This window comes from Flavobacterium sp. GW823-FHT04A11 (assembly GCF_058796535.1).
Genome location: NZ_CM179503.1, coordinates 3,421,281 through 3,445,275, shown reverse-complemented (window position 1 = coordinate 3,445,275; position 23,995 = coordinate 3,421,281). Strand labels below are relative to the sequence as shown.

Genomic DNA, 23,995 nt, shown 5'->3' with positions numbered 1-23,995 from the left:
AATCCCCCAAATTTTATAAATTGTTTCCTGACCTTCACAACTTTGACTAACCAAAAATCAAAAAATATGAAATGGTTCACCAATTTAACGCTAGAAAAAATTAGAGGGAAATTTTCAAAATCGAACGTTAGTACAGAATCTGTGCATTTTGAAAAGGGAAAAGAACTTTACTTTGCCGACCAATTTCAAGAAGCAATAATACATTTGGACAATGCTATTATTTCGGGTACGCATCATGAAGCTTATAAGTTAAAAGGAAACTGTTTGCAAAAACTGGATTATCATTATAACGCTATAGAAGATTTTGACAAGGCAATTGAAGCAAATCCGCTGGACTTTTCAAATTATTACAGTCGGGCAATTTCTAAAAAAGCCATTTTAGATTTTACGGGACAAATCGAAGATCTTCATAATGCTATTTATTACTACAAGAAAAACACAATTTTAGAAAACTCGATGTTAAGATCTTTTGAAAATGATCTTTTATTTGCTAAAACAAAAATTGAAGGACTTACTAAAAATGCTGCTGAAATAACCAAAATTCCATCTTTGGAAATTAAATCACTCATAAAAGATTCACTGCAGCTTATCAGACAGGTAAAATTAAAAAATGCAGTTTTAAAATAAAAATTCATTCTTTTTTGAATAAATCTATAGGAGTATTTTAATAATACGCATTATTAGCTATTTCAATTTTTCACGAAGCATTTCAATTATTTCATCTTTTTCCTTTAGTTTACTTTCATATTGTTCGATTAATTTTTCTGAAATTGAGGGTAAATTATTTTTAGTTTGTAAATGTTTCCCAGACAAATTCTTTTGCACGTCGAATAAAATAGAAATTGAAGTATCTAATAAAAATGATAATTTAATAATTTCATCAGGATTGAAATATATTTCTCCTTTCTCCCTTCTACTATATTGTGATTGATCTAATCCTAATTCGTGTGCAATATAACTTTGTGAAAGCTTTTTCTCTTCTCTAATAATTTTTACTTTTTCATTTAGTTTCATCGTTTTCATATTCTACTCCAATTATAACATAGAGGATATTTTTTTTTCAAATATACTAATTAATAAAAAGAATTTTCATACAAATTTAAAAATATTGTAAGTAATATATGCTAAAAATATTGCAATGTAATATTGGGTGTTATTCAAATGAGAATAAAATCTACTATAATTTTAATCATTCTTTTTGGTTACTTCTAAAATAATTATAAAAAAATAAGCCCTGAGATTTCAGGGCTTACTTTTATTTTTTCTTGTTCGATTTTGATTTCGATTTTTTAGCTTTCTTTTTAGCAATTTTCTTTGCTTTCGCTTTATCTTTTGCTTTTTTAGCTTTTGCTTTCTTTTTAGCTTTCGCTTTTAATTTTGCTTTTTTCGCTTTGTCTTTCTTTTTATCCAGTTTCGCTTTTTCTTTTTTCTTCGCTACTTGTTTTTTCTTTTTCTCTTTTTCTTTCTCTTTTTCTTTCATCTTTTTATTCTTCTTTTTAGTATTAGATTTTTTTTCATCAGAACCAATTTCTTCTGTTTCAGTTACAACTTCCTGAGAAGCTTCTTCTTCAACTTCTGAAGCTGAAACTTCGGCTGTTTTTACAGCTTTTGCAGCAGGTTTTTTTCTTGTATTGGTCACTTTTGCCTCTGTTTCGCTGGCAGTTATTTCATTTTCAGCAGAAGTATTGCTTGTCTGGTTTTCATCAACAGCAGTTAGATTGTTGCTTTCTGTTTGGTCCTGGGTAACGTTAATGTCTTTTTCTTTCATGCGGCACGTATTTTTAGAATTTTAGATGGGTTACATTAGGTTTATTCTACTTTAATTTAATGTTAATAAACCATTATCAAATATACCGTTAAAAGAAACGCTCCAATGTTAAGCTTTTGCTCTGAGTGAAAACTTAACATTGGAAATCCAGAATACTATCCACAGCGTCCAAAATCGTTTTTCGATGATAATTAAGTAACTATTTCTGCAAATACTATAAGGCAATTTGTTCCCTTTGAAGTTAATTTTGAATAAAAGCAGAATTTATAACACAATTCAGCAATCAATATCAATCTTAAAAAACATCATTATGATAGCAAATAACGACAGAAATTACGATCAGTATGAAAGTAATTTCACAGAAGAAAATCAAAGTTATGTTGATCAATACCAACAAGAACATACTATTGAAGAAAATAATCAGGAAGAAGAATTACGTCTTAATGAAGATCAAAATTATTTAGACAGTGAGTTTTCAAATGCTTTGGAAAGAGATGATGCCGAAGATCTGGAACAAGATTATAACGATGACGCTCTTGAAGAAGATGATCTTGAAGAAGATGATTTGGATGATGATGATTTGGATGATGATGAAGAGGATTTAGACGAAGATGATCTTGACGACGATTTAGTAGAGAAATATGATGAAAATGATCGTGAACCTGAAACTTTTTCAGACGATGGATATAAGATAGACTAATCGAAAACTGAAATCGTATGAATGCAATTGATAATAAAGAAACACTGAAAAAGGCAAATGCACTTATTACTCAAGGTGATAACGAAGGTTTTCTGTCTTTTTGCACCAACGATACAAAATGGACATTTATAGGCGATCAAACTTTAAACGGAAAAGAAAATGTTCGCGAATGGATGAAAACAGCGTACAAACAACCGCCCAATTTTGAGGTAGAAAATATAATTGCAGAAGATGATTTTGTTACCGCAATTGGAAAAATCACAATGAAAAATGAAAAAGAAATAATGACAACTTATTCCTATTGTGATGTTTGGAAATTTCGTGACGGAAAAATGGCAGAACTGCGTGCATTTGTTATTGAAGCTCAATAAAAAAATTTTAATAGAATAAGCCTTTGCAATACCAAAGGCTTTTTTTCAATCCTTCTCTTTTTATAAAATAGATGCAATAAATGCAAAAATTAGATGTTTATATAAGAAGAATAAAATATTTAAAAAGTATGAAAAAAATATTGTTTTTGATAATCATAATTAGTGTTTCAATACAAGGATATGCACAGGATGAACTTAATAACAAAAATAAAATCCAGCCAAAAAATATAGAAAACAAAGAATCTGTTCCGCCAGCGGAAAATTCTCCAAATACAGATCCGACCATTCCAAAAGATGCCATCACTTTAAAAATTAATCCGGATGAACTTTTCAATAATAATGTTCTTTATAAAAAAGAAGCCAATGTACCGGGGATTTTTTATAGAAGAAATGAATATTTGGGAGGTTTTGTAACCAACGCAACCACATCTACGGTTCGCTACAGAGATGCTGCTTTTGTTGATGGCGATAAAATTAAAGTTTATTTAAACGATAAAGTGATCGAGCCGGAAGTTCTTTTGGACGGAGAATTTAAAGGATTCAAAATTAATTTAGTCAAAGGAATGAATAAAATTGATTTTGAAGCCTTAAACGAAGGTTCCGCATCTCCTAATACTGCTGAATTTCAGGTTTTTGATGATAAAGGAGTCGTAATCGAATCCAGTCAGTGGAATGTTGGTAAAGGTTACAAAGCCGTTATCATTTTATATAAAGAATAAGTCAGAGTTATAAATTATTAATTCAAATTAATTAACGGGAAAAAAAGAAAAACTCTTTGATCCCGTTTTTTTATGTTTAACAGAGACAAAAAAAATATTTTACTGAAAATCAAACATTTATAAAACTTTTATTTATTCTTTTTTGTAAATTTGATCTACCTCATAATAATGATTCATACTTTGCAAACTGATTTTCTCCGAGTAAATAAATATCAATGTAAGTTTTAATAAAAAATTAGTTTTTTTTCGTTAACAAAATTACTAACTTAGAAATTATAATAGAATACAAACATTGTTTCAGACACTGTTTTTCTATCCAATTATACAAACGAAATTCTAATAACAATTAAACTTATTTCTTAAATTAAAAAATAAAAATATGCGAGTATCAATCATTCGAAAAAATATAAAATTTACCCCTGATTCAAAAAGAGTAGTTGCACGATATTTTATGAATGGTGAAGAACGGACACAACAAATGGTGAGCCGTATTATGATGCTTGATGAGAAACAGGTATTGCAAACTTTAGAACAGACACTTCGTGAATTTGCCAGGCGTCATCGAAATATTTCGAGTATATTTTTCAAGCACTGCGAAAAAATCAGATACATCATTGAAGGTATGCAGATTGACTACGAAGCACTTTCTGTAGATCGAAAAATGCTTATTGGTTCTTTTTGTACGATGGAATATGCCATTGAATCTGCCGCAATTTTCAACCCGTCTATTATAGAAGATTTTGATCAGTCTGGTCTTGAAGCCGGCGCAAAACGCGTTATTATTTCTTTTCGTGCCACTGGAGAAGGTCATATTTCTTCAATTGTATTCAGACGCGGAATTCTGGACAAGGATAACAATCTTCAGATAATGAAAATTGGAAATAATATTGATAAGGCCGAAATTGAACACAAAACCTTATACAAAAAAGAGCGCTTTTTATTAAAGCTTTCCGAAATGCATACGCAGGACAAATACATTACGCAGATCATGCAGGATTTGCCGGATGAATTTGAGTTCGCTGTATTAAAAAGCATGGTAAATGCTGCATTGGCAGATCCGTCGATTCGTCAGGAAAGAAGAACCGCCTTAGAAGAAATAATCTGGTTAGCCAATTCATTTTATGATCTGCAATTCAAACACGATTCTGATATTACAGAACGTGTTATTTTTCCAATATCAGACTCAGAAAGCCGAGGTATCGAAGACGCCCGTTTTGTTCGCTTTACAGATGATGACGGATCGACGCGTGTAATGGCAACTTATACCGCTTATAACGGTCACACGATATTACCGAAACTTATTTCAACAGAAGATTTTTATAATTTTAGAGTAATGCCTTTGCACGGTGTTGGTGCTCAGAATAAAAACCTGGCATTATTTCCAAGAAAAATAAACGGGAAATTTGCAATGCTTGCCAGAATTGATGGTGTAAACAATTACATCATGTATTCGGAAAGACAAACGCAATGGAACACTCCTATTTTACTGCAAAAACCGCGTTTTACGTGGGAATTGACACAAATAGGAAACTGCGGATCTCCTCTTTGGACGGCTGAAGGCTGGCTTGTAATTACGCACGGAGTTGGTGCCATGCGAACCTATTGTATTGGTGCTTCGTTATTTGATCTTAATGATCCATCTAAAGAAATTGGAAGACTTAAAGAACCTTTACTGTCTCCATTAGAAGACGAGCGCGAAGGTTATGTACCGAATGTCGTATATTCCTGCGGAGCAATTATTCATAACGACAGCCTTATTTTGCCTTATGCTGTTTCTGATTATTCATCGACTTATGCGGTGGTAAATATGGTAGAATTATTGGATGCGTTAAAAAACAGCCACTAAAATATAATTAAACAATTCGACTTTATAAAACTCTCAACAATGTTGAGAGTTTTTTTTTGATTATAATTTCAATATTTCGAATCCTCTTATTTTCCTATAATTCAAAATAAAAAATTAACTGGCAATCATATAAAATTTCATTTTAAAATTATAAGCATTCTCTTTTTATGCGTATTAGATTTGTTATCAATGATTTGAATGCAAAATTCACAACATACATTCTTAAAAAATTACATCATGGATGAATCAAACAATACCTTAAAAAGCTCCAGTATAACTTCAGGCGATAACGTTTCTTTTTGGATTGATTCTTCACCAATTATTTCTTTCGATAAACCGAATAAAGATATTCAGACGGAAGTATTAATTATTGGTGGCGGAATTGCAGGTTTAACTACCGCTTACAAATTGCTTAAAGCTGGTAAAAAAGTAGTTCTTGTTGAAGATGGTTTTATTGGCAGCGGCGAAACCGGACGCACAACAGCACATTTATCTTCTGCGCTTGACGACCGTTATTTTTTTCTTGAAAATACTTTTGGAGAAGAAAAAGCAAAACTTGCCGCCGAAAGTCATGCAGCAGCGATAGATGAGATTGAAAAAATCGTAACCGATTTAAATATCGATTGCTCCTTTAAAAGAGTAAACGGTTATTTATTCCTGCATCCGACAGATAAAGAAGAAAATCTGGATAAGGAATATGAAGCCACAAAAAAAGCAGGATTAAGAACGTCGATCCTAAAAGGAATTCCCGGACTTTTAAATTGCGAAAAACAACGTTGTCTGGCATTTGCAAATCAGGCGCAATTTCATGTTTTACAATATCTTAAAGGTCTTGCAGATGCTGTTATTTCGCTTGGCGGAATTATCTATACAGAAGCACATGCAACCGATATAACCAAAAAAGGCGCAAAAGTAAACGGTTTTACCTTTTCTGCCGAAAATATTGTTGTCGCAACCAATACTCCAGTCAATGATACGCTGACAATGCACACCAAACAGCATGCTTACAGAACTTACGTAATTGGCGGTAAAATTCCGAAAGGGCTGCTTCCCTACTCGCTTTGGTGGGATACGGGAGATCAGGAATCTAAATGGGTTTCTCAACCATATCATTATGTGCGTCTTGAAAATTATGATGACAAATACGATTTGTTGATTTCCGGCGGTGAAGATCATAAAACCGGTCAGGCCGATGAAGAAGGAATTCCGCAATCTACACGATATGACCGATTGGAAGCCTGGACAAGAGAATGTTTTCCAATGCTGGATGATATCACGTACAGATGGTCTGGTCAGGTAATGGAACCTGTGGATTCATTAGGTTTTATGGGGAAAAATCCCGGCGATGATAACATTTATATTATTACCGGAGACTCCGGAAATGGAATGACACACACTACAATTGGCGCCATGATAATCTGTGACAGTATTATGGGCGTTGAAAACAAATGGGAAGATTTATATAGTCCGTCCAGAATTACTTTAAAAACTACATGTGATTTTATAAAAGAAGCCGGCAATATGGCCTCTCAATATCTGGATTGGATAAAAGGTTCTGATTTGAAAAATACTGCCGATTTACCTGCCGGTGAAGGCGCTGTACTTTCTGAAGGATTGAAGAAAATTGCTGTTTACAGAGATTATGACAATACCTTAAAAGCATTTTCTGCCGTTTGTCCCCATTTGGGTTGTGTTGTTCAGTGGAATGATGATGAAAAGTCTTTTGATTGTCCTTGTCATGGTTCGCGATTTGATACAGAAGGAACGGTTATTAATGGTCCTTCAGAAACAGATTTGCCTAAAATTCACATAAAATAAAAAACAATGAAAGCCATCATATTACTGGGAACCTTAAAAAGCAAAGGCCGGTCTAATACGGAAACTCTCGTTGAATTTTTTGGTGAATATCTGACCAAACAGAACATTGAATATGAAGTAATTAAACTTCCTGACCACAATATTCTTCCGGGAACCTACACGCACATGAATACAAAAGATGACTGGCCGGATATTTACAATAAGATTCTGGAAGCCAAAATTCTATTGTTTGCAACACCAATTTGGTGGAACAGCCATTCGTCTGAACTTCAAAGATGTATAGAACGTCTTGATGAAGTTTATGATATTATTTTGGCTGGAAAAGATTCTCCGCTTGACGGAAAAATTGGTGGCGTGATTGTAACCGGCGATTCAGACGGAGTTGAACATGTTACGGGAAATGTTGGCAATTTCTTCTGTAGCATCGGCGTTACGGTTCCGCCTTATACATCGCTTGGCGTTATTTGGGAAGGTCATGCCAAAGATGCAAAAAAGACCAAAACCCAACTTTTAAATTATTACAAACGTACCTACGCCAAAGATGCCGACGCAATGGCGGAATCTCTAAAAAAAGCAGCCAAATAAGCTTACTTAAAAGAAATAAATACAATTAATAAATAATAGCATGGTAGATAACAAAAATAAAAAAATGATCAATGAGCAAATGTCGAACGAAAGAACATTCTTGTCCTGGATTCGTACCGGCATCGGAATTATGGTTTTTGGTTTCGTAATCGTAAAATTTTCATTATTTGTTAATCAATTACCCGCAACTTTTTTTAAGGATTCAGATATTCCAAAAAATGGATTCACCATATTTTTAGGTATTGCATTAGTTCTTACAGGCGCCCTGACTATATTATTATCCTACTGGAAATACAAACAAACGCATAAACTATTACAGGAAGGCGAATATTTATATTCAACCTTGCTTTTGACCATTTTAACGGTCGTAATTTTTGTAATGAGTATTGTAATAATTGCTTATTTAATCATGGCGGCGTATCCGCTTGTTTTTGATTTGTAAGACTGAAAAAGATAACAAACTGTGAATTATGTAATTAGAATTAGAATATTTGTAAAATTTTCCTTTCTTACAATTCTAAATTTGCACTTATACAAACTTAATTTCTTTGCTATGAACACTTATAACCCACAAAATGATTCTTATTTCACAAATAATGAAATTATGCGCACGATCAATACTCAGGATAGTGCCAAAATTCAGGAAAATTTGATCCCTGCAGATGAAAACACATCTTCAAATTTTAGTGCTCAACAATATAAGTTCACTAATGATTTTGACGATGATGATGAAGAAATTGATCCGAATGATTATTATAGAAGACAAAAACTTTATTGGGATATTATTGACCTTTAATTAGTTGACTCAAATAAAATAGTGTACTTCCCGTTTCGATGTTGTTTTTTTTCATGCTGATATTTAACAAAGTTGAACATTCGGAAGTACATTTTTTTTATAGTAAACATTCAAAATACTCCGATATGAATTTTCATATACTTTTACAAATAGTTATTTCTTCGATTGCGGCGACTTCTTTAATGACGCTTTTTAGCTATGTCATTTCGGCAAGTTTTAGAGAATTATATAAAGAACCCGTATTGCTTACTTATATCTTAACGAAATTGCATATTGAAGTATCGCCAAATACGAAAAGCGTTTTAGCGTGGATTTTGCATTACATCATCGGTTTATTATTTGTAATCGCCTATCACTTCATGTGGGTTTATGATCTTGCAGAATTTTCTTGGCGCGTTGCTTTACTATTTGGAGCTATAAGCGGAATTATTGGAATAATTGGCTGGATCATTATGTTTAAAGCCGTGGATCAAAAACCAAACATCGACATTAAAGGATATTATTTACAGCTTTTTTTCGCTCATGTTATTTTTGGTTTAACTGCATTTTTGGTTTACAAAATGTTCTGAAAACTGAAATTTCCTCTTATATAAAGAACTATCTTAAATAATAATAAAATAAAAATTAGAAATTATGGAAACACACACATCATCTTCGATACAGAAAAAGTCAAAACTTAAAAAAAATATATCTGCGCTTGAAAGAGTTTTAATGGTTACAAGCGGTGGTTATCTCTTGTATTCCGGTTTAACACAGGAAAAAAAGAACATTGGAAAAGCCGGTATTGGCGGATCAATGCTTTTAAGAGGACTTTCTGGATATTGTCCTGTATATGATGCAGTTGATCATCTTAAAAATGACAAAGCATCTAATGTAAATATCAGAATTAACAGCGTAATCAACAGACCTATAAGCGAGGTTTATGCTTTTTGGCGTGACTTTGAAAACTTGCCAAAATTCATGAATCACCTTGTTTCTGTTAATCCGGTAAATTATACAACTTCTGAATGGACGGCTAAAGGACCTCTTGGAATTGGAAAAATATCCTGGAAAGCTGAAGTTGTAAAAGATGAAAAAGAAAAATTGATCAGCTGGAATTCATTGCCGGATTCTTCTATTCAAAATGCCGGAAAAGTTGTTTTTAAACAAAAAGGAAAAGCTACTGAAATTGATGTCACTATTTCATACCACGCGCCACTTGGAGTTGCAGGAGAAAGTGCTGCAAAACTTCTTAATCCTTATTTTGAAAAATTGGTAAAAGATGATATTCTGAATTTTAAATCTTATTTGGAATCTCGTTAATACGATTAGTTTTTCAAATAAAAAGAGCCTGTAATGATAGACGTTGCAGGCTCTTTTTATTTGAAAGAAGTATTTTGCATGCTAAGTAGCACGTTTACAGAATATTATGCAGTAAATAATATAAACATTCATTTAAATAGTGTAAGCATTTGATTTATAAGCACTTTAGCTTTGTAAAATAAACTTAAAAACTTCTCATCATGATCACTATAAAAAATAGTTACGCCGAAAGTTCAAGAACATCAGATAAAAAAGCAGAATCAAAAACAACGTCAGCCAGAAGCAACGAAAAACCACATACAGATTATAAAAAGTCAACTTTAAAAAGATAACTAATTATTAAAACTTCAAATTATGATACAAGAACCAAACGAAAATTTTGACCTTGAAAGTCAAAATTTTCAATTAGCAAGCGAGGGAATCAATTCTGAAACTATGGAAAATAAAGATCCCGCTATCAATCAGCATGAAACTGACAGATCTGATTCTGTTTATGAAGAAACTGATATCGACAAAGAATCCAGAAATGAGTACGACCCATATCAGGATGATTTAGACGACGATGATGTAGACGAAAACATTGATGAAGATCTCGATGATGACGGTGATACAGAAGATGATTTTGACGAAAGTGATCGATCTGATTATTAAAAATTACAAATGAATTATAAATTCAAAAGCCTTCAGGATTCTGAAGGCTTTTGAATTTTTTTTTTGATTAGATTTGATTTTGGTGGTGCGTAATTTTTGGTGAGATAAAAGTTAAATTAATGTTCTGTTTTATTTATTACTGGCTATAATTATTGGTTGTTAAACCTTCAGCTACCTGAAAACAGTTATAGTGTCTGCTAGATTTTCTCTATTAATAAACGCTGCAATAAACTCCTGAACTTCGGTAGTACTCTCTTTTGGAGTTTCAAAAGAATTAATGTGAAATTCATCATCCTGATCAAGGATATGAATAATCTCTGTATAACCTCTGGAAATCAAACTACCTTTTAATTTAATTATATTCAACTGTTGTTGACTATCCAACTCTTTACGTACTTTTAGTTTTATAGCTTTTTCCATAGTTAATATTTTAAATTATTAGACGAATAATCATATTCAAATATAAGTATTAATTTTTTTGGATCGCTGTTAAAAATTTAAACGTAAATCACTATTTATCAACATATTATAAACATTATGTTAAATTCTGAAGTTATTCTTATTTTAACATTTTATAAGTTATTTCCTCAAATTTAAAGATTGAAAATGCAGTTTAATTGCGAAATGAAACTCTTTTTACCTAATAATTTTAAAAATCATTGACGTATTATGCGTCTGAAATTTGAATTATTTTCAAGAAAATGCTTTTTCTTAAATAGATATTATGACTTAAAATCTGCCGGAAATGTCGGTTGTTTATTAGTTTCGATTTCATTTTTAAAGTAAAAAAGCCAGTTTTCTTATTTGAAAACTGGCTTTTTATTTTTTTACGATTCGCAGCTGCTGCAGGAAACAAGACTTGTAACAAGTTCTTTTGAAACACTTTGGCTTCTTTGGTAATAAAGACTTTTTATTCCCAGTTGCCACGCTTCGATAATCAAACGGTTGACTTCTTTAATCGCTAGTTCTGACGGAATATTCAGATTGATACTTTGTCCCTGATCTACATATTTTTGTCTGATAGACGCTTGCTGTATAATCTCCAGCTGACTAATTTCCTTAAAGGTTTTAAAGACGTCTTTTTCATGCTGCGTCAGTTGATCCATATGTTGTACACTTCCGCCGTTTAGCATAATTCCTCTCCAGACTTCTTCATTATCCAGCCCTTTTTCCTCAAGGAGTTTTGTCAGGTATTTATTTTTTCGCATAAAATTACCTTTGCTCAAACCAGCTTTGTAATAATTACTGCTAAAAGGCTCAATTCCCGGAGAAGTTTGTCCTAAAATAGCAGATGATGAAGTGGTTGGTGCAATTGCCATAGTCGTTGTATTACGTCTTCCGTAACCTTTTAAAAGTTCCGGTTCGCCATAAATACGCGCTAATTCCTGTGAAGCTTTATCGGCTTTTTCGCTAATATGTTTGAAGATTTCAGTGGTTTTCATTTTGGCTTCCAGTCCTTCAAAAGGAATCATGTTTTTTTGCAGATAAGAATGCCATCCCAGAACGCCAAGTCCAAGTGCACGGTGTCTTTTTGCAAAACGATTTGCTGCCGTAAGATAATAGTTGCCTTCGGTTTTTTCTATGAATTCCTGCAATACGGCATCAAGAAAAAAGATGGCCAGTTTTACAGCTTCAGTATCTTTCCATTCTTCATAAAGCTCCAGATTCATAGAAGATAAACAGCAAATAAAGGATTCGTCATTTCCTGACGGAAGCATGATTTCACTGCATAAATTACTGGCATTTATAGGCAGATTTTTGTCTTTATAAACCTGAGGTTTGTTCTTGTTTACGTTATCGCTAAAGAAGATATAAGGCAATCCTTTTTGCTGACGGCTTTCCAGTACTTTTGCCCAAATCTGACGTTTTTCATCATCGCCATCAATCATTTCCTGCATCCAGTAATCTGGTACACAAATTCCCGTAAACAAGTTCTGAATTGGGTTTCCAATGCTTTTTATCTTCAAAAATTCCTCAATATCCGGATGATCTACATCAAGATATGCGGCAAATGCACCACGGCGAACGCCTCCTTGCGAAATCGTATCCATCGTAGTATCAAAAAGCTTCATGAAACTTACTGCTCCACTGCTTTTTCCGTTATCCGTAACAGCGCTTCCGCGTCCGCGTAATTCACCAAAATAACCCGAAGTTCCGCCGCCAATTTTCGTCTGCATGATTACTTCGCCTAATTTATGGGTAATGCCTTCAATTTTGTCCGGAACATGCACATTAAAACACGAAATTGGCAAACCGCGCTCTGTTCCCATATTGGCCCAAACCGGTGAACTAATGCTCATCCAGCCGCGCTCGATCATTTCTACAAATGAATCTTTTAACTCCGGTTTGTATAATCTTTTTGCGGCAGCTGTACAAATTCTGTCAATTGCGCCTTCTACCGTTTCTCCTTTTAAAAGATAACCACGGTTTAAAATTTGCTCACTTTCAGAGTTTTTCCACCACATTTTATTATCGGCGTAACTTAATGGCGGAATGTTGGTTTCGTTATTGTGTAAGGTATTCATGATATTATTCCGTTTAAAAAAGGTCGTTTGCAGTAATACTTTTATCGTGTTTGGTATATTCAACCGGTCGTTTTGCAAAGAAATCATCAAGGCTGTTGGCGAATACTTCTTCTTCAAACCACGCCATTGCTTTGTAATCTTCGGGAGCGATATTAAATAAGGTTGGAATTCCGATTTGTCCTAAACTTTCGTCGATTCTAAATTTCATGAAGTTCACCAAATCAGCTTTTTTGATGGTTTCTATTTCTCCTTCTTCAAAAATCCAGTCTAAAATATCAGACTCCACTCCTATTGAATGTTTTACCGTTTCTCTGATCAATTCTAAAGTATTGGCATCAAAATAATCCGGAAATTCCTCGCGTATTTTGTTGATGATATAGATGCCGCCGTTTGCGTGAATTTGCTCATCTATAGAAGTCCAGGCGATAATATTGCTCACATTTTTCATGTATCCTTTAAATCTTGTAAAAGATAAAAGAATGGCAAACTGACTAAAAAGCGATACATTTTCAATCAAAATACTGAATAAGATCAGCGAGACCATATATTTTCTATTGTCCTGAGAACGTGTATCTTTCAAAACATCCGAAAGATAATCGACACGTTTGCGAACCACTTCAATATCCATTAATTTTTCGAATTCATCATTATATCCCAAAACTTCCAGAAGACGTGAATACGCTTCAGAATGCCTGAATTCACATTCGGCAAAAGTGCTTCCCAAACCATTGAATTCCGGTTTTGGAAAATGCTCGTAAATGTTTCCCCAAAAGCTTTTTACAGCCACTTCTATCTGGGCAATCGCCAATAAACTATTTTTGATAGCTGTTTTTTCGGCTAAATTTAAATGCGAATGAAAATCCTGCGTATCAGCAGTAAAATCAACTTCTGAATGTACCCAATAGGCTTTATTAATGGCTTCTGTAAATTGTAGTACCTCCGGATATTCAAAAGGCTTATAATTGATTCTCTTATCGAAAATTGACATAATATATAGTATTAAATGATGACGTATCAGAATATAGTGCTCTTTACGAAGTGGGGTTTAAGAAGCGTTTCTATACATACAAAATTAATCCACAGTTCCATTTTTGAACCTCTTTTGATGTTAAAAAACCTGTCAATTATCAACAGCTGTTAAGGCTTCAAAAAAGAGGAAGAATGTACATTTTATCAACAGGAAGAATACGGTTGGTAATGTCCGAATTATCAGTTATTTAAAAAGAATCTAAATAAAGTTATCAACAGGAAAAACAGCTTTGAAAAGAGCTTTCGAAAAAACACTTATCAACAAGAATATTTCAAAAACTGACTTTTTCCTACAAAATACGCTTATTCAAAAAAGATAAAAACGAAATTATTCTTGTCTAAAATGTTCGTGAATTTTTTGATTATGAAATTATTGTTTCAAAAAACAAAATATCATAATTAATTGATTTTAAAAAACTTACACATACCATTTAAATAAAAATCAATTTTCTTGTGAATGAAATATTCTCTTTTTTTAACTTAAAAAAAAGTGCAAATCGAAATAATTTATGAGTTAAAATCCGATTAAGTCAAAAGGTGTTGATTCAACAATATTCTATAAAAAAAGCTTCATGATTGAAGCTTCTTTATAATATGATCTTATGGTTTCTTTCCATAAAGTAAAATTCTTTTAAAAGAATATATCGCGGGAAGTTTAGGAAAATGCGCTGCAATTCTTTCTTTGTATGTTTTAATAAAAAGTTCCTTTTGATCCCCTTCCAGCTTTTCTATATACGGAATCAAAGCAGAACCTGAAATAAAATTATAAAGCGTGTCGTGATCGTTGGCAATTATAGGATATACTTTTTGCATGACCTGGATATCTTCGAGTCCGCCATCAAAAAGTATTTGCGCATAATCATCAATACTCAAAACGGGCGAATCTCTTTTAAAACCGTTTAAATATGATTTAAATGGTTCTCCATTAACCAATTCTAAAAGGATTTTATTGAGTTTATTTTCCGGCTGAACGGGCATTTGAACCGCAAACTGCCCTTTTGGATTCACCAATGCTATCAATTTCGGAAATAATATTTCATGATCATTTGACCATTGTAAAGCAGCGTTGCTAAAAATCAAATCCCATTTTTCGCCGGATTCAATGGTTTCTTCTGTGGTGGCTTTTTTAAAATGTAAATTATCCGTTTCCAATGCTTTTGATTGCTCCAGCATTTCATCAGAAGAATCAACACCTAAAAATGTAACTTCAGGAAATTTATCTGCCAGAATTGCTGTTTGTTCGCCTGTTCCGCAGCCTAAGTCAATGGCTTTCATCGATGCTACAGGTTTTATAAAATCAATTAAATCATAAAAAGGCTGGTAACGAATGTTTTTGAATTTGTTGTAGATTTCTGGATTCCAAGGCATTTCGTGTTCTTTTATTGTTATTAGCTAAGATACGGAATTATTGTTGGCGGAAAAGTGGTTTTTGATTTGTTGTGATATTTGGATTTTAATTCAATTATATAAGTATTTTCTTATTTTTGTATTTTGATAATGTAAGGATGGAATTTTGGAGGAGTTATAATAGGGATGGATTAAATTATGTGAGACGCGATGTACTGCAATGCTGGGGGAGCATGGGATTATATGAATCAAGAATTAAAATATGTATATGGAAAAATTTCAAAATAAATATCGCATTCCATCTGCCCGATTGCAAAATTGGGATTATGGTGCAAATGGCGCCTATTTTATCACAATATGCACCGATAAAATGGGGCATTATTTCGGGGAGGTTATTGAAGGCGAAATGCAATTAAATGATTTAGGAAAATTAGCCCATGAATTATGGCAAGAGATTACAAATCAATTTCCATATATTGAATTGGGTAATTTTATAATTATGCCCAATCACATGCATGGCATATTAATCATAAACAAATCCACTCCAGTACAGACGCGATTCATCGCGTCTCCAAACAACGATAAGGAAAACAAAGAGAAAACCGATAAGAAAACCGATAAGGAAAACGAAGAAAAAGCCAATGAAAAAACCGACGATAAAAAAGGAGGAATCACAAATAACAAAAACCCAATGCTAAATGAAAACATTTCACGTATCATTAGATGGTATAAAGGAAGATGCAGCTTTGAAATGCGTAAAATACATGCCGATTTTAGTTGGCATTCCAGATTCTATGATCATATTATCAAAGATTTCAGATCATTTGAAAATATTCAAACTTATATAGAGAATAATCCCTTCAAATGGGAAGAAGATAAATTTTATAAATAAAAAAGATACATCAATCTAGTGGATTTAGCCATTAGAAAAATTCCAATTAAAAAATTCCAAATTCCAATAAGTACCGGAATTTGGAATTTGGATTTTCTTAAATTGGAATTTTAATTTTTAACTGTAGCCAGATGCACCGCTCTGTATCTGTTGAAAACGATAAAAATAATACCAATAATAAAGATGAGTGAAATATTGGTTAACCCTAACAAAAACTGACTTTTAACGGCGTATAAATTCACAAAACCATAGCTAAATATTGAACTCACAATATACGTTGCACCGCCTGTAAGTCCGCTTGCAACTCCGGCATTTTTAGAGAAACGGCTTAAACAATATCCGTAAATAATATTAAAGATAAAACCGCCACACATATTGATTCCCATGGTAAAAGCGATTAAAGTATAAATATTACTTGCTATCGAAGAAGTAAAAATCATCAGTAAAACCAAAGTAACCTGCACAGAAACTGCAATTGTAACTTTTTTTGCCAAAGGTTTATGAATTAAAGATTTAGCCGTGATTCCGCCCATCATAACCGCCAAACCGGACAATAAAGAACTGTAACCCGTAGTTATGGCTGAATATCCAAAAACACGTTCTACTATAAACGGACTTGATAAACTATAAACGACAACAAGTCCGAAACAAATACCAAGAATTACAATTCCCAAAGTAAAATCAGCTGATTTTAAGATACTTGTATAGGTTTGTGCGATAGACTTTAGTTTAAATTCATGAAAATATTTTAAAGATTCACCGCTATATAAAAGTTCCAGAATCAGAAATAGCAATGATAATCCGCCAAGGAAATAAAAGTTGGAACGCCAGCCAAAACTGTTTTCTAAATAACCTCCTAAAAACGGCGCCATTATAGGTGCACAAGCCCAAATTATAGAAAACAAACTAATGTAACTTTTCAGTTTTTCACCCGAGTAAAGGTCGACAAAATAGGCTCGTTTTGCTATGACGATAAAAGCAATTGCAATTCCCTGAATGATTCGCATGGCATAAATCACATAAATATCAGGAACTAATGCAATAACAAAACTGGTTAATGAAAAAACAGCAAGCGATGCAATACTAATTTTAAAACGTCCGAAACTATCCAGAATACTGCCAATAAAAACCTGGCTTATGCCGAGGCTGAACATAAAAAATACTAACGAAAGCTGAATTGCTCCCGCAGAAACCTGTAAATCTTTTGCCATAGCCGGAAGCGACGGCAAATAAATATCTGTTGCAAATCCGGATAACGGAATTAATGCAAACGCTAACTTGGTGCTAAAACCTTGGTGGTTTTCTTCTAAATTTCTCATTTTCTTAAATTAATTAATAACACAATAGACCGATCGGTCTAAAATTTGGTAAAAAAAACACGAAGTTTACGGATTATCACTAAACCAATTAGTGAAAATTCGTGCAATTCGTGTTTACAAAACATATCTTTCAAATTCTTCTTTTATACTTTCCAGAATAATCGCCATTTGTTGATTATTACCCAATACTTTTCGACATAAAATTCCGCCTTCGATCATAGCAAAAACTTTGATGCTAAATTGTTCAGCGTTTATTTCAGTCGATAATTCTTTATTCTTAATTCCGTCTTCAACTATGGTAAAAAATCTCTTTTGGGCAGAACGAATTGCGTTTTTTACCTGCTCTTTTATAATAGGATTTGTATCGTCAGCTTCAACTCCGAAATTTAATATCGGGCAGCCTTCTGTCATATTTTTGTCGTTTTCATAAACAGCCAGTAAATTAAAAAGTTTGGCTTTCGCCGAATTACCCTTAGATATTGCCAAATCTAATTTACCCGCTAATTGCGATCTTAAATACAAAAAAGATTCGACGCAAATTTCTTCTTTATTTTCAAAGTTGCCGTAGATTCCGCCTTTTGCAAGCTTTGTGGCTTCCATAATATCACTTAATGAAGTTCCGGCCATTCCTTTTTTATTGATTAAAGGAGCCGATGCTTCGATAATAAATTGTCTGGTACGATCTGCTTTGCTCATGATTTCTTCATTTTACACTGCAAATATAGACCGATCGGTCTTAAATAAAAAATGTTTTAACTTTTATTTAAAATAATACCTATATTAATCGTCAGACGCCATTTTTGTCAAGGTTTAAAACGTTGAAAAAGATTATATCATGCGGAACTTATTTTTCGATAATAATTCAGCATCACGGTATCGACTTTTTATGATATAAATTAAAAATCACGTCTTAAAATTTTAAATCTCTAAACACTAATTCCAACCCATAAGATTTTTTTTACAGCCCAGCAAATCCGCGGAAAAAAAGCAAATTATAAAGATTTGATAATGTAAATCAAGACATATTTTGATTAGATTTACGAACGAATTGACCCCAAATAATATTCCAAACAGAATGGCTTACAACACGAATAATTTGATGCGCTTCTTAGATGCTCAAAATAAACTTTACTTAGTTGCACTTTCAGAAATTAAAAAGGGAAAAAAAGAATCTCCATGGATATGGTTTGTTTTTCCACAAATAAAAGGATTAGGATCCAGTGATACTTCAAAATTCTATGAGATTCAAAATGCAGATGAAGCAATCGCCTATTTGGAACATCCCATTCTTGGAAAACATCTTCTGGAAATTACTAAGGAACTCATTAATACCAATGAAAAAAGTGCTTTGGAAATCTTAGGTTTAGATGATGCCGAAAACTTAAAATCATGCATGACTTTATTTGCTAATATTCAAAATACTGAACCTGTTTTTGAGCAGGTAATCGATAAATACTTTGACGGATCGCATGATTTTCATACGATACAACTTTTATATAGTAACTTATAGTAATTTGATTTATTCTTAATGCTAAAAAAATTTAACTGCCAAGTGCGCAAGGATTGGGCAAGGTTCGCTAATTATATTTACACTATTTTTTAACCAAAGAGTTTACTAAGATTTTCACAGAGGTCACAAAGTTGTATTTACAAAGCTTTGCGACCTTTGTGTTTTTACAAACCTCTATAAATAATAAATCTTTGTGCGCTCTGTGGTAAAACTTACTATATTTTTTACCATAAACCTGGAAACCATTATATTGACGGATTCTATAGAAACATCCAAAAAAATTAATTACATATTAATCTTTATTATTTGGAAAAATTCTAAATAAGCAATAACTTTCGCCCTCGAAATCCGCAAGCAGAAGTTTCGGTACCATATACCTATTTGTTTATATCTCACTTATGAAAAAAATAATCCTTACAGCAATATTGTCTGCGTCATTATTTGTAAATGCCCAGCAAAATAAGCTTCTCGACGCCAATTTCTGGAAAACATCTCCTGATTTAGCCACTGTAAAATCTGAAATTGAAAAAGGAAATAATCCAACAGAATTAAATCAATTTGCGTTTGATCCAACCGTTTTAGCCATTAATAACAGCGCTTCAAACGAAGTTGCAAAGTATTTAATTGATCTTCCGGGCAACGGAGTAAACAAAATTACGCACGACAGCAGAAGTTATTTACATTGGGCGGCTTATAAAGGAAATGCAGAATTGGTCCAATATCTAATCGCAAAAGGTTCTGATATTAACATGGAAGACAGCCATGCCGCAACCCCTATTGCCTTTGCATCTGGTACCGGAGTTGTAAATGCCGCTACTTATGATGCTTTTTTTAAAGCAGGAATTGATCCGAAAAAGAAATACGACGGAGCGAGTTTATTATTACTGGCAATTCCGAATGATAAAGATCTTACCACAACTAATTATCTGGTATCAAAAGGATTATCTCTTAAAGATGTCGACAAAAATGGTTACACTGCTTTTGATTATGCGGCAAGAGCCGGAAATATTGCCCAGCTAAAAACTCTTGTAGAAAAAGGGGTAAAATATACAGATAATGCCATAATATCTGCCGCTTTGGGAATGCGCCGCGCAGCAAATCCTATCGAAGTGTATAAATATCTGGTAGACGATCTTAAATTAAAACCTACAGTAACGAACTCAAACGGGCAAACGGTGCTTCATATATTGGCACGCAAAGAAAAACAGTCAGAAATCGTTCAGTATTTTATCAATAAAGGTGTTGATGTAAACAAAACGGATAAAGACGGAAATACGGCGTTTATTTTAGCTTCTGAAGGAAAAGATCCTGAGTTATTGCAGACTTTATTACCAAAAGTCAAAAACATAAATGCTGTCAACTTAAAAGGAGAATCTGCCTTAACACAAGCTGTAAAAAATAGTTCGGCAGAAATTGTTTCTTTCCTAATAAGCAAAGGAGCTGATATTAATGTGAATGATAATAAGGGAAACAATCTGGCTTTTTATCTGGTAGATTCTTTTAAACCGGCCGGGACTCAGAAAGATGATTTTGCTGATAAATTGGCTGTTCTAAAAAGCAAAGGAATTAATTTCGCAGCGCCTCAAAAAGATGGAAACACCGTTTTTCATACAGCCGTAATTAAAAATAATGTTGAACTTTTGAAAAAACTGGAAGGTTTAAATGTTGACATTAATGCCAAAAATAAAGAAGGTTTTACAGCATTGCAAAAATCGGCAATGGTGGCAAAAGATGATGCCTTACTAAAATATTTGGTAGCAGCAGGCGCAAAAAAAGAGATCAAAACAGAGTTTGATGAAACTGCCTATGATCTGGCAAAAGAAAATGAAGTTTTGAAAAAAAATAATATATCGGTTGAGTTTTTAAAGTAAATAATTATACATGAAATCATTATCAAAAATCTGCCTTGTGGTAGTATTCGCTTGTCTTTTCTCCTTTCAGGCATCGGCACAAACTGACAAATACAAATGCATGCTTCAAATGTCTAATTACGTTGGCGAAGGTGCTTATATCGTCGTATCGCTTATTAATCCGAAAGGCGAATATGAAGAAACACTGTCTGTAATGGGCGATGATAAAAAATGGTACAAAAGCATTAAGGAATGGTATAAATTTTATACTAAAAAACCGGATATCAGTGCAAAAACCGGAGCTTCTGTAACGGGTGGAGACCGCAGTGTAACTACATTTGAAATTGATGCTTCTAAAATTAATAAAGGCTACAAACTGCGTTTTGAAACGGCTGTAGAAGACCAAAAATATCATGTAACAGATGCCGAAATTCTATTAACTACAGAAGGAATTGCAGAAAAAGCAGAAGGAAAAGGCTACATTAGATATGTAAAAATCAACAAGATATAACACGCATGACATTATCCGTTTGGAGATACGCGCATTTAACTCTCGCTCTATTTTCTTCTCTATTCTTAATTTTGGCATCCGTTACAGGAACTGTACTTGCCATAGACGCTGCACAGGAGAAAATACAGCCTTATAGCGTGACAAACTTTGATGATTTGACTGTTGCCCAGGTACTTCCCGTTTTGCAGAAAAACTATATGGAAGTGACGGAAATCAGTATCGATCACAATAAATTTACAACACTAAAAGGTCTTGATGACGATGGTAACGATATTGATGCGATCGTCAATCCTCAAACGGGAAAAATTATTGGAAAAACCCAAAAGAAAAGCGAATTTATTCAATGGGTAACGTCCCTGCATCGTTCTCTTTTTTTGCATGAAACCGGCCGATTTTTTATTGGCGTTAATTCGTTTTTGCTGTTTCTTATTGCTATTTCAGGCATTGCATTAGTCGTACAAAGACAGAAAGGCTTTCGCCGATTTTTCTCACAGATTGTCAAAGAGAATTTTGCACAATATTATCATGTTGTTTTAGGAAGATTAATGCTGATTCCTATTTTTATCATTGCACTTTCGGGAACATATCTTTCGATGTTGAGATTTAAGGTTTTCACCGAAAAACCAATTCAGCCGAAAGAAATTAAAGCGACTACAAAAGTTCCGGAAAAAAAGAATATTGCCGATTTTGAAATTTTTAAAAAGACCAAACTTTCTGATGTTCAAAAAATAGAATTTCCTTTTGATGTTGAAGATCCTGAAGAAGTTTTTATACTTAAATTAAACGATCGCGAACTAAAAGTGAATCAGCTTACAGGTCAGATTGTAACCGAAACGCTCTACTCGACTACTGTTTTATTCGAAAATTTAAGTCTTGACCTTCATACCGGGCGTGCCAATATTATTTGGGCAATTGTCCTGGCGTTGGCGTCAGTAAACATTCTGTTCTTTTTATATTCAGGATTTGCAATGACATTCAAACGCAGGGAAACAAAAATCAAAAACAAACACAAAGCAAAAGACAGCCGTTTTATTTTACTCGCCGGATCAGAAAATGGCAGTACTTTTCGGTTTGCCAATGCCATTCACACGCAATTAATTGCCAACGGACATTCGTCTTATTTGGGAGGATTGAATCAATACGAGACATTTCCCGAAGCAGAACATATTATTATTTTTTCTTCGACACACGGTTTGGGCGATGCACCTTCAAACGGAGGAAAATTTTTATCGCTTTTAAATCAACATCCACAGCAAAAAACGGTAAATGTTTCTGTAGTAGGATTTGGTTCTAAGTCGTATGCTGATTTTTGTGGTTTTGCCAGAGAAATAGACAATTTTCTAGTCAAACAAAACTGGGCAAACAGAATACTGGATTTGCATACTATTGATGATAAATCGCCTCTACAATTTACAGATTGGGTAAAAAACTGGAATCAACAAACCGGAATAAACCTCGCGACCGCTCCGGCAACCTATGCACAAAAGCCAACGGGTCTGCAAAAAATGATGGTTATCGAAAAAACAGCGTTGTCTGAAACCGATCATACTTTTATGCTGACGTTACGACCAAGGAAAAAAATCAAATTTACTTCTGGCGATTTGCTGGCGATTTATCCGGATGGAGATGGCAGAGACCGTTTTTATTCGATCAGTAAAAGCAAGGAAAATATACAATTGGTTGTAAAATTACATCCGCATGGTTTTGGATCAGGTTATTTGTATAATCTTGAAATTGATTTTGTGATCAAAGCCAGAATTGTGCATAATGAAGGATTTCATTTTCCGAAAAAAGTGCCAAAAGTGGCCTTGATTGCCAACGGAACGGGAATTGCCCCATTTCTGGGAATGATTGAAGGGAATTCGACTAAAACAGAAACACATTTATATTGCGGTTTTAGAAATGAAACCGACGCAGTTGCCAAATACAAACAATTTGCAGCAGATCAAATTGGGAAAGAAAACCTGAAAAGTTTTCACATCGCTTTTTCGCGTGAGCAAAATGAATGTTATGTGATGAATCTGATTCAAAAAGATGCTGATTTCTTTGCCGATTTATTGAAAACCGGAGGGGAAATTATGATTTGTGGTTCGCTTGCTATGCAGCAGGATGTTGAGAAAATTTTGGCAGCTATTTGTATGGATAAAAACCAGACCGATCTTGCTCATTATAAAGCTAAGAAACAGATTCTTTCTGATTGTTATTAATCATTGTGTTGAAATATTTTTTCTCGCAGATTTAGCAGATTAAGCAAATTTTATCATAATTTACAAGTGTAGTTTGTCATTTCGACGGAGGAGAAATCACATCCAGAGAGCGACGTACTGTGTGTCTTTACTTTATGTGATTTCTCCTCCGTCGAAATGACATAAAATGAGAAAAAAAATCTGCTCAATCTGTAAAATCTGCGAGAAAAATTAAACGCATTTCTTTCATACCCAACTATGTTTGTTTAA

The 23,995-nt window shown here is 33.4% G+C and carries 26 protein-coding genes; 18 read left to right on the top strand and 8 right to left on the bottom strand.

Going from position 1 to position 23,995, the window contains the following annotated elements; translation table 11 throughout:
- Positions 1 to 66 precede the first annotated feature (66 nt).
- The gene (locus AC3QL1_RS14865; protein ID WP_492492530.1) at positions 67 to 627 is read left to right on the top strand and encodes a tetratricopeptide repeat protein; all 561 of its coding nucleotides are present in this window, start codon (positions 67 to 69) and stop codon (positions 625 to 627) included.
- A gap of 57 nt (positions 628 to 684) precedes the next feature.
- Here the strand turns inward: AC3QL1_RS14865 and AC3QL1_RS14860 are convergent, their stop codons facing one another.
- Entirely contained in the window at positions 685 to 1,014 is a 330-nt protein-coding gene (locus tag AC3QL1_RS14860; RefSeq protein ID WP_492492528.1) for a helix-turn-helix transcriptional regulator, read from the bottom strand.
- A gap of 241 nt (positions 1,015 to 1,255) precedes the next feature.
- A complete protein-coding gene (locus AC3QL1_RS14855) occupies positions 1,256 to 1,768 on the bottom strand; it encodes a hypothetical protein (RefSeq protein ID WP_492492526.1) in 513 nt (170 codons plus the stop codon).
- 310 nt (positions 1,769 to 2,078) lie between these two features.
- On the opposite strand from AC3QL1_RS14855, the gene AC3QL1_RS14850 reads away from it, so the two are divergent.
- The 12 genes from AC3QL1_RS14850 to AC3QL1_RS14795 all read left to right on the top strand — a co-directional run bounded on the left by AC3QL1_RS14850 (position 2,079) and on the right by AC3QL1_RS14795 (position 10,556).
- Positions 2,079 to 2,468, top strand: a complete 390-nt coding sequence (locus AC3QL1_RS14850) for a hypothetical protein (RefSeq protein WP_492492524.1) — start codon at positions 2,079 to 2,081, stop codon at positions 2,466 to 2,468.
- 17 nt (positions 2,469 to 2,485) lie between these two features.
- A complete protein-coding gene (locus AC3QL1_RS14845; RefSeq protein ID WP_492492523.1) occupies positions 2,486 to 2,839 on the top strand; it encodes a nuclear transport factor 2 family protein in 354 nt (117 codons plus the stop codon).
- Positions 2,840 to 2,967: 128 nt separating this feature from the next.
- Positions 2,968 to 3,558, top strand: a complete 591-nt coding sequence (locus AC3QL1_RS14840) for a hypothetical protein (protein WP_492492521.1) — start codon at positions 2,968 to 2,970, stop codon at positions 3,556 to 3,558.
- A 379-nt stretch (positions 3,559 to 3,937) separates the two neighbouring features.
- Complete coding sequence (locus AC3QL1_RS14835) at positions 3,938 to 5,404, top strand: glycoside hydrolase family 130 protein (protein ID WP_492492520.1); 1,467 nt, start codon at positions 3,938 to 3,940, stop codon at positions 5,402 to 5,404.
- Positions 5,405 to 5,641: 237 nt separating this feature from the next.
- Positions 5,642 to 7,222, top strand: a complete 1,581-nt coding sequence (locus tag AC3QL1_RS14830; RefSeq protein WP_492492518.1) for an FAD-dependent oxidoreductase — start codon at positions 5,642 to 5,644, stop codon at positions 7,220 to 7,222.
- Positions 7,223 to 7,228: 6 nt separating this feature from the next.
- Positions 7,229 to 7,807, top strand: coding sequence for a flavodoxin family protein (locus AC3QL1_RS14825; protein ID WP_492492516.1), 579 nt, complete (start codon positions 7,229 to 7,231; stop codon positions 7,805 to 7,807).
- Positions 7,808 to 7,847: 40 nt separating this feature from the next.
- On the top strand, positions 7,848 to 8,249 hold the full coding sequence (locus tag AC3QL1_RS14820; RefSeq protein WP_492492514.1) for a YidH family protein: 402 nt from the start codon (positions 7,848 to 7,850) through the stop codon (positions 8,247 to 8,249).
- A 111-nt stretch (positions 8,250 to 8,360) separates the two neighbouring features.
- Positions 8,361 to 8,603 (top strand): hypothetical protein, encoded by a 243-nt coding sequence (locus AC3QL1_RS14815; protein WP_492492512.1) that lies wholly within the window; start codon positions 8,361 to 8,363, stop codon positions 8,601 to 8,603.
- 125 nt (positions 8,604 to 8,728) lie between these two features.
- The gene (locus AC3QL1_RS14810; RefSeq protein ID WP_492492510.1) at positions 8,729 to 9,172 is read left to right on the top strand and encodes a hypothetical protein; all 444 of its coding nucleotides are present in this window, start codon (positions 8,729 to 8,731) and stop codon (positions 9,170 to 9,172) included.
- 64 nt (positions 9,173 to 9,236) lie between these two features.
- Complete coding sequence (locus tag AC3QL1_RS14805; protein WP_492492508.1) at positions 9,237 to 9,905, top strand: SRPBCC family protein; 669 nt, start codon at positions 9,237 to 9,239, stop codon at positions 9,903 to 9,905.
- 200 nt (positions 9,906 to 10,105) lie between these two features.
- Entirely contained in the window at positions 10,106 to 10,237 is a 132-nt protein-coding gene (locus AC3QL1_RS14800; RefSeq protein ID WP_492492507.1) for a hypothetical protein, read from the top strand.
- Between the two features lie 22 nt (positions 10,238 to 10,259).
- A complete protein-coding gene (locus AC3QL1_RS14795; protein WP_492492505.1) occupies positions 10,260 to 10,556 on the top strand; it encodes a hypothetical protein in 297 nt (98 codons plus the stop codon).
- 171 nt (positions 10,557 to 10,727) lie between these two features.
- Here the strand turns inward: AC3QL1_RS14795 and AC3QL1_RS14790 are convergent, their stop codons facing one another.
- From AC3QL1_RS14790 to AC3QL1_RS14775, 4 genes are all read right to left on the bottom strand, one after another.
- Entirely contained in the window at positions 10,728 to 10,976 is a 249-nt protein-coding gene (locus tag AC3QL1_RS14790) for a hypothetical protein (protein ID WP_492492503.1), read from the bottom strand.
- A 407-nt stretch (positions 10,977 to 11,383) separates the two neighbouring features.
- Positions 11,384 to 13,081 carry a ribonucleoside-diphosphate reductase subunit alpha gene (locus AC3QL1_RS14785; RefSeq protein WP_492492501.1) on the bottom strand — a complete coding sequence of 566 codons (1,698 nt, stop codon included), beginning with the start codon at positions 13,079 to 13,081 and terminating at the stop codon, positions 11,384 to 11,386.
- A gap of 13 nt (positions 13,082 to 13,094) precedes the next feature.
- Entirely contained in the window at positions 13,095 to 14,069 is a 975-nt protein-coding gene (locus AC3QL1_RS14780) for a ribonucleotide-diphosphate reductase subunit beta (RefSeq protein WP_492492499.1), read from the bottom strand.
- Between the two features lie 641 nt (positions 14,070 to 14,710).
- On the bottom strand, positions 14,711 to 15,478 hold the full coding sequence (locus AC3QL1_RS14775) for a methyltransferase domain-containing protein (RefSeq protein ID WP_492492498.1): 768 nt from the start codon (positions 15,476 to 15,478) through the stop codon (positions 14,711 to 14,713).
- A gap of 247 nt (positions 15,479 to 15,725) precedes the next feature.
- On the opposite strand from AC3QL1_RS14775, the gene AC3QL1_RS14770 reads away from it, so the two are divergent.
- A complete protein-coding gene (locus AC3QL1_RS14770; protein ID WP_492492496.1) occupies positions 15,726 to 16,349 on the top strand; it encodes a transposase in 624 nt (207 codons plus the stop codon).
- A 110-nt stretch (positions 16,350 to 16,459) separates the two neighbouring features.
- On the opposite strand, the gene AC3QL1_RS14765 is transcribed toward AC3QL1_RS14770, so the two are convergent.
- Together AC3QL1_RS14765 and AC3QL1_RS14760 are read right to left on the bottom strand one after the other, a co-directional pair.
- Positions 16,460 to 17,668, bottom strand: coding sequence for an MFS transporter (locus AC3QL1_RS14765; RefSeq protein ID WP_492492494.1), 1,209 nt, complete (start codon positions 17,666 to 17,668; stop codon positions 16,460 to 16,462).
- A 114-nt stretch (positions 17,669 to 17,782) separates the two neighbouring features.
- Positions 17,783 to 18,364, bottom strand: coding sequence for a TetR/AcrR family transcriptional regulator (locus AC3QL1_RS14760; protein WP_492492493.1), 582 nt, complete (start codon positions 18,362 to 18,364; stop codon positions 17,783 to 17,785).
- Between the two features lie 331 nt (positions 18,365 to 18,695).
- Here AC3QL1_RS14760 and AC3QL1_RS14755 point away from each other — a divergent pair, with 331 nt between their 5' ends.
- From AC3QL1_RS14755 to AC3QL1_RS14740, 4 genes are all read left to right on the top strand, one after another.
- Positions 18,696 to 19,178, top strand: coding sequence for a DUF1810 domain-containing protein (locus AC3QL1_RS14755; protein ID WP_492492491.1), 483 nt, complete (start codon positions 18,696 to 18,698; stop codon positions 19,176 to 19,178).
- 398 nt (positions 19,179 to 19,576) lie between these two features.
- Positions 19,577 to 21,049 (top strand): ankyrin repeat domain-containing protein, encoded by a 1,473-nt coding sequence (locus tag AC3QL1_RS14750; protein ID WP_492492489.1) that lies wholly within the window; start codon positions 19,577 to 19,579, stop codon positions 21,047 to 21,049.
- A gap of 10 nt (positions 21,050 to 21,059) precedes the next feature.
- Positions 21,060 to 21,539, top strand: a complete 480-nt coding sequence (locus AC3QL1_RS14745) for a DUF2271 domain-containing protein (protein WP_492492487.1) — start codon at positions 21,060 to 21,062, stop codon at positions 21,537 to 21,539.
- 5 nt (positions 21,540 to 21,544) lie between these two features.
- Positions 21,545 to 23,746: a PepSY domain-containing protein gene (locus tag AC3QL1_RS14740; protein WP_492492486.1), complete on the top strand. Its 2,202-nt coding sequence runs from the start codon at positions 21,545 to 21,547 to the stop codon at positions 23,744 to 23,746.
- Positions 23,747 to 23,995 lie beyond the last annotated feature (249 nt).

Bases quoted from the DNA above. Each gene is read 5' to 3' on its own strand.
- AC3QL1_RS14810 (WP_492492510.1), top strand. From the start codon at position 8,729: ATGAATTTTCATATACTTTTACAAATAGTTATTTCTTCGATTGCGGCG.
- AC3QL1_RS14805 (WP_492492508.1), top strand. From the start codon at position 9,237: ATGGAAACACACACATCATCTTCGATACAGAAAAAGTCAAAACTTAAA.
- AC3QL1_RS14840 (WP_492492521.1), top strand. From the start codon at position 2,968: ATGAAAAAAATATTGTTTTTGATAATCATAATTAGTGTTTCAATACAA.
- AC3QL1_RS14745 (WP_492492487.1), top strand. From the start codon at position 21,060: ATGAAATCATTATCAAAAATCTGCCTTGTGGTAGTATTCGCTTGTCTT.
- AC3QL1_RS14760 (WP_492492493.1), bottom strand. From the start codon at position 18,364: ATGAGCAAAGCAGATCGTACCAGACAATTTATTATCGAAGCATCGGCT.
- AC3QL1_RS14835 (WP_492492520.1), top strand. From the start codon at position 3,938: ATGCGAGTATCAATCATTCGAAAAAATATAAAATTTACCCCTGATTCA.
- AC3QL1_RS14865 (WP_492492530.1), top strand. From the start codon at position 67: ATGAAATGGTTCACCAATTTAACGCTAGAAAAAATTAGAGGGAAATTT.
- AC3QL1_RS14765 (WP_492492494.1), bottom strand. From the start codon at position 17,668: ATGAGAAATTTAGAAGAAAACCACCAAGGTTTTAGCACCAAGTTAGCG.
- AC3QL1_RS14855 (WP_492492526.1), bottom strand. From the start codon at position 1,768: ATGAAAGAAAAAGACATTAACGTTACCCAGGACCAAACAGAAAGCAAC.
- AC3QL1_RS14790 (WP_492492503.1), bottom strand. From the start codon at position 10,976: ATGGAAAAAGCTATAAAACTAAAAGTACGTAAAGAGTTGGATAGTCAA.
- AC3QL1_RS14830 (WP_492492518.1), top strand. From the start codon at position 5,642: ATGGATGAATCAAACAATACCTTAAAAAGCTCCAGTATAACTTCAGGC.
- AC3QL1_RS14825 (WP_492492516.1), top strand. From the start codon at position 7,229: ATGAAAGCCATCATATTACTGGGAACCTTAAAAAGCAAAGGCCGGTCT.
- AC3QL1_RS14820 (WP_492492514.1), top strand. From the start codon at position 7,848: ATGGTAGATAACAAAAATAAAAAAATGATCAATGAGCAAATGTCGAAC.
- AC3QL1_RS14770 (WP_492492496.1), top strand. From the start codon at position 15,726: ATGGAAAAATTTCAAAATAAATATCGCATTCCATCTGCCCGATTGCAA.
- AC3QL1_RS14860 (WP_492492528.1), bottom strand. From the start codon at position 1,014: ATGAAACTAAATGAAAAAGTAAAAATTATTAGAGAAGAGAAAAAGCTT.
- AC3QL1_RS14740 (WP_492492486.1), top strand. From the start codon at position 21,545: ATGACATTATCCGTTTGGAGATACGCGCATTTAACTCTCGCTCTATTT.
- AC3QL1_RS14850 (WP_492492524.1), top strand. From the start codon at position 2,079: ATGATAGCAAATAACGACAGAAATTACGATCAGTATGAAAGTAATTTC.
- AC3QL1_RS14785 (WP_492492501.1), bottom strand. From the start codon at position 13,081: ATGAATACCTTACACAATAACGAAACCAACATTCCGCCATTAAGTTAC.
- AC3QL1_RS14775 (WP_492492498.1), bottom strand. From the start codon at position 15,478: ATGCCTTGGAATCCAGAAATCTACAACAAATTCAAAAACATTCGTTAC.
- AC3QL1_RS14780 (WP_492492499.1), bottom strand. From the start codon at position 14,069: ATGTCAATTTTCGATAAGAGAATCAATTATAAGCCTTTTGAATATCCG.
- AC3QL1_RS14845 (WP_492492523.1), top strand. From the start codon at position 2,486: ATGAATGCAATTGATAATAAAGAAACACTGAAAAAGGCAAATGCACTT.
- AC3QL1_RS14800 (WP_492492507.1), top strand. From the start codon at position 10,106: ATGATCACTATAAAAAATAGTTACGCCGAAAGTTCAAGAACATCAGAT.
- AC3QL1_RS14795 (WP_492492505.1), top strand. From the start codon at position 10,260: ATGATACAAGAACCAAACGAAAATTTTGACCTTGAAAGTCAAAATTTT.
- AC3QL1_RS14815 (WP_492492512.1), top strand. From the start codon at position 8,361: ATGAACACTTATAACCCACAAAATGATTCTTATTTCACAAATAATGAA.
- AC3QL1_RS14750 (WP_492492489.1), top strand. From the start codon at position 19,577: ATGAAAAAAATAATCCTTACAGCAATATTGTCTGCGTCATTATTTGTA.